This is a genomic window from Candidatus Kuenenia sp., assembly GCF_039794105.1.
GTDB lineage: Bacteria > Planctomycetota > Brocadiia > Brocadiales > Brocadiaceae > Kuenenia.
This window is the reverse complement of the sequence record NZ_JBDIWA010000066.1, coordinates 1-4,426: the sequence shown is the minus strand read 5'-3', so window position 1 is coordinate 4,426 and position 4,426 is coordinate 1. Positions and strand designations below refer to the sequence as shown.

Annotated in this window: 4 protein-coding genes; 1 reads left to right on the top strand and 3 read right to left on the bottom strand. The window is 42.8% G+C overall.

Features of this window, described 5'->3' with window-relative positions:
• The 3 genes from ABJL82_RS16400 to ABJL82_RS16390 form a co-directional block, all read right to left on the bottom strand.
• A partial coding sequence (locus ABJL82_RS16400) for a magnesium chelatase domain-containing protein (protein ID WP_347275786.1) occupies nucleotides 1–311 on the bottom strand: 311 nt, incomplete at its 3' end.
• Nucleotides 312–498: 187 nt separating this feature from the next.
• Nucleotides 499–699: a DUF542 domain-containing protein gene (locus ABJL82_RS16395; protein WP_347275785.1), complete on the bottom strand. Its 201-nt coding sequence runs from the start codon at nucleotides 697–699 to the stop codon at nucleotides 499–501.
• A 274-nt stretch (nucleotides 700–973) separates the two neighbouring features.
• Nucleotides 974–1,783, bottom strand: a complete 810-nt coding sequence (locus tag ABJL82_RS16390; protein WP_347275784.1) for a DNA glycosylase — start codon at nucleotides 1,781–1,783, stop codon at nucleotides 974–976.
• Between the two features lie 415 nt (nucleotides 1,784–2,198).
• Here ABJL82_RS16390 and hutU point away from each other — a divergent pair, with 415 nt between their 5' ends.
• Nucleotides 2,199–3,884, top strand: coding sequence for a urocanate hydratase (hutU, locus tag ABJL82_RS16385; RefSeq protein WP_347275783.1), 1,686 nt, complete (start codon nucleotides 2,199–2,201; stop codon nucleotides 3,882–3,884).
• Nucleotides 3,885–4,426: the final 542 nt, after the last annotated feature.

The window sequence follows — 4,426 nt, the reverse complement described above, 5'->3', positions numbered from 1 at the left end:
CTGGGGAACCGGTAACCGCTGTTATTCAGCGCAGCCTTCACCCTGTCCCGGCTCTCCTTTACCGCAGTATCCGGCAGCCCCACAATAATCGTAGAAGGCATCTCTCCCTTTACGATACATATCTCTACTTCCACCAGATATCCTTCAATGCCATAAACAGAAACGCTTTTTACATTTGCCAGCATATGTAGCCAAACAAATAAGGTTTTTCGAATAGGAATTTCAAAGTTGTAGGACGAAGCGATTGCTTCGTCCCGAGCGAAGTGGCACTTCGCTCTACATCGAAAAAATCGTCGAAGGCCTAACGCCATTCTCGTTCCCAAGTTCCGACTTGGGAACGAGAGGAATAATTCTACATTCGTTATTCATTCGGAGGTAGGATGTCCGAGAAAAACACGGACTTCTGACTTCTGACTTCTGACTTCTGACCTTGCACGTTTAAATTAAGCAGTAATTTTAATTTAGCGCTTATGCCGCCTCGCCCCCTGCCTGCCGTTATTATTCGCCGACCGCCTTATTCAGTTTCTCAAGCAGTTTTTCCAGATCACCACCGCTCATTGCCGCTGTTTTTTCGATGCTAAACCCCCCGCCGCAGCAGGAATCTACGCCAAAATCCTTAAAAATACCGATGGTCTTCGGATATTTTTGTATCACATCATTAATAATCATATCTTTGGTAATTACTTTATTTTCACCCATCTTACCTCTTCTCCCTCTTACTTAAATAATCAAATAAACAATTAAATTTTCATCTTAACGCAAATATTTTTTAAAATCCATGCATTTTTGATAGCGCTTCATCCACAGTTTGTTAATAAAAACGCGTAACACTTTAGTTTTTTGAAAAAGTATGGGCGAAGCATTTGCCCCTTTTGGGTATGAACGCATTTATGACAATTTACAGCAAATGCTTCGCCCCTACATTGCGATTATTGGAATTTTTCAAAAAACTAAAGTGTTACAAAAACGCGGGTTATTTATTTTCTCTTGCAAGCATATAGAGGAATTGTTGGGCGTATCCGGCGTATTTCCCAAAATAATGCACCCCAAACGTGTGCAATTCATTATTTGATACGGTTTCGTCTTTAAAATAAAGCCGCTGGAGGATTTTTTTAATCCACGTATCAATAGGAAACGCCTCTGAAAACCCAAGGGAAAACAAGAGAACGCAGTCTGCAATCTTGTTTCCGACTCCGGGAATCTGCAGCAGGGCTTTTTTAGCCTCCGGATAGGGGAGTTTGTTTAATGCAGTTAAAAAAGCATCGTTGATGGTATCGTTTGCCTTTTTAATATGTATTGCACGGAATCCTGTTTTTGCCATTAAAATCTGCTGGTAATCATCCAGTTTACCCGGACGGGGAAAGATGTGCCATTCGAAATCATGCAACCGCACTTTCTCGCCGAAATACTCTGAGAGCTTTTCAAGGTTTAACTGTATCTTTGGAATGTTTGCGGCAGAAGAGCACATAAACGATATTAAACACTCCCAGGGATCCTGCCGTACGATACGCAATCCGTAAAACTTCCCGATCGCACTGTTCATGTGTGAATCTTTGTTTATTTGCGATAGTATGTCGCCATACGGTTCATCAAGCGCAAAAAAATCAGTTAGGAATTTTTTGCCGACGCCATAATATTCCACATGCTCTGATGACTGCCGGATCTTGAATATTCGGTTTTTTGCTGCAACGTAAAACCAGTCATCTATTTTTTTCACCCGGAACAATTGGCCGCATAAGAGTGTGTGGCTGAGATTAAAATCTTTTACCGTTAGTTTTGGCAAGGTATTATGAATCCAACATTACAAATTCATTGTAACAATTTAGTCTTTTCGAAAAATTAAAAACACTCGTTCCAAATTTGGTCATTGGTCATTAGTCACTCGTCTTTCGTCAATCGTCATTGGTCATTGGAGACTGGAGATTTCTTTTAATCTGTGAAATCTGTGGTTTCGCCTTTTGCATTTCGCGTTTCGTGCTTGTTTGGTTGTAACTATGCCAGTTTAGGGGCAATGTGCATTATTTTTAAAATTGCTTTTTTATTCAAATAAATATAAACTCTTTTTTCAACAGTTCAGCTTACTCGAAATACATGCAAAATTACAACCCCCTTGTCCCCTGTTTTAGGTAATATCCCCTAAAACAGGACACATTTGTGAAGATAAATTACCTCTAAAGATTTTTAAGGAATGGATGCTTATGACCCGACCAATGTTTTATGAATTCAGGCCGGAATGCCCTATCAAGGCGCCCGTAGGAACGAACCTCAGTTGTGATAACTGGGATAGCGAAGCGGCGTTGCGCATGTTAATGAATAATCTTGACCCTGATGTTGCCGTTCAGCCGGAAGAACTTATTGTATACGGAGGAAATGGACGCGCCGTAAGGAACTGGAAGGAATATCAAAGGATTGTTGCCGCATTAAAAACATTAAAAAAAGACGAAACACTCTGCGTCCAGTCGGGGAAACCGGTGTACGTGGCAAAAACGCATGAATGGGCGCCAAGGGTAATCCTCGCAAACGCCAATCTTGTACCCGGATGGGCAAGCCAGGATATATTTGATAATTACGACGCCCTCGGCCTTACTATGTATGGACAGATGACGGCAGGAAGCTGGATTTATATCGGCGCTCAGGGAATTTTGCAGGGTACCTACGAAACCTTTGCGGCATTGGCGAAAAAAGTGCTGAATACCGATTCTTTAAAGGGAAAATTCGTACTTACCGCAGGTATGGGTGGCATGAGCGGCGCACAGCCCCTTGCGGTAACAATGAATGACGGGGTAGTCCTTTGTGTGGAAGTGCGAAAGGAACGTATAGAAAAAAGGGTAAGAGAGGGATATTGTGACAAAATCACAGAGAGCCTTGATGAGGCATTGTCGTGGATATCTGACGCAAAATCCCGGCAAATACCCCTTTCAGTGGGACTGGTTGGGAATGCCGCTGTTATTCATCCGGAACTGGTAAAACGCGGAATAACCCCGGATATCGTAACGGATCAAACCTCGGCGCATGATTTAATGTCCTACGTGCCGGTGGGCGATTTAAAAGAATTGGATAATGTGCGGGAGAAAAATAAACGGGTATATAAGGAAAAAGTTTTTGACGCCATTGTTGAACACGTAAAGGCGATTTTACAGATGCAGAGGAGCGGGGCAATATGCTTTGACTACGGCAACAATCTGCGTTCACAGGCGGAGTTTGCCGGTGTTTCCATGCGTGATTCAAACGGGAACTACTGGTACCCCGGTTTTGTCTCTGCATTTATCAGGCCGTTGTTTTGCCAGGGGAAAGGGCCGTTTCGCTGGGCTGCGTTATCGGGGGATGTGGCGGACATCGATAAGATAGACCAGGCGATTATTGAAAATTTTCCTGACGATACTGCCCTCGTTCGATGGATAAACCTTGCAAGACAAAAAATACCGCAAACAGGACTTCCCGCAAGGATTTGCTGGCTGGGATATGGCGAACGCGCGAAAATGGGACTCATTATTAATGACATGGTCAGGAGGGGCGTGGTGAAAGCGCCTGTGGTTATAGGAAGAGACCATCTTGACTGCGGTTCTGTTGCTTCTCCTTACAGGGAAACGGAAAACATGAAAGACGGCAGCGATGCAATTGCCGATTGGCCGTTATTGAATTTTGCCCTGAACGCAGTGAACGGCGCAAGCTGGGTAAGTTTTCATCATGGCGGCGGCGTGGGGATAGGAAACTCTCTCCATGCGGGAATGGTAATCGTTGCTGACGGAACCGCAGAGAAAGACAAAAGACTTGAAAGGGTTTTAACCGCAGACCCAGGCATAGGAATCGCACGCCATGCCGACGCCGGATACGAAGATGCAATTATTGTTGCAAAGCAAAAGGGCGTAAAAATACCGGAGTAGTTTCTTTTGCTATACTCAAAATGCCCGCAAAATGTGATTTTTTTTATAAGGGTGGCACGGACAAACCCCGTTTGTCCGTGTTAAACTTGCACTCCATTGTCTACAAAGCATCCATTTTGAAATGTGGATATGCAACTTTCCCAATCTTTTAATATTCAATAGAGCAGATAAAATAAGAAATCCTGAAATTTTCCTTGTTTTTGCTAATCGGGCCATCTAATGGGGAAAAGCAATTTCCTATCATCTTTATACCTTTGGAGACCCTCTTAAGGCATTCTAATTTGAAGATAAATATGAAATTTTATTATTTTGCCGGGAGGGGTGATGGCAAAAAAACTAAAGTGTTACATTAATCATATTTTTCCAGGAAACAGGGCTATACAAGAAATCGATAGCACTTATAAATACTTTTCCAGCGGGTTCAGGTTTGCAACCCAATGTCATTAAGTTAAGAATTATTGTAACACTTTGGTTTTTAAAAAAACGTGTTACCGATAAGCTCCGTCGGAGCAACCTGTTTGTAGATAGGATACCATAACAGA

What these genes read in the sequence shown, in the direction of transcription:
- ABJL82_RS16395 (WP_347275785.1), bottom strand. Translation starts at nt 699, where the DNA reads ATGGGTGAAAATAAAGTAATTACCAAAGATATGATTATTAATGATGTG.
- hutU (WP_347275783.1), top strand. Translation starts at nt 2,199, where the DNA reads ATGACCCGACCAATGTTTTATGAATTCAGGCCGGAATGCCCTATCAAG.